This window comes from Pseudomonas sp. AC463 (assembly GCF_979253585.1).
This window is the reverse complement of record NZ_CEEDDZ010000576.1, coordinates 1-275: the sequence shown is the minus strand read 5'-3', so window position 1 is coordinate 275 and position 275 is coordinate 1. Positions and strand designations below refer to the sequence as shown.

1 pseudogene is annotated in these 275 nt (G+C 63.3%); it reads right to left on the bottom strand.

The features are described from left to right. Positions 1–275: pseudogene (locus AC0IYH_RS31490) on the bottom strand (malto-oligosyltrehalose trehalohydrolase); the annotation flags it as partial.

Sequence of the window (275 nt, the reverse complement as noted above, 5' to 3'; positions counted from 1 at the left end):
CCATCGCATCAAGGAACGCGTCGTTGGCGATCGCATGCACCGCGTCGAAGCGCAGCCCGTCGAAGCGATATCCCTGAAGCCACATCAGCGCATTGTCGATGAAGAAGCGCCGCGCCGGCTCCTCGTCCACCGCCACCGCGCCGCCCCAGGGTGTCTTCACCTCCGGGTGGAAGAAGCCGCTGGCATAGCTGTTGAGGTAGTTTCCATCGGGTCCGAAGTGGTTGTAGACCACGTCGAGATACATCGACATGCCCAGCTCGTGCGCGCGGTCGACC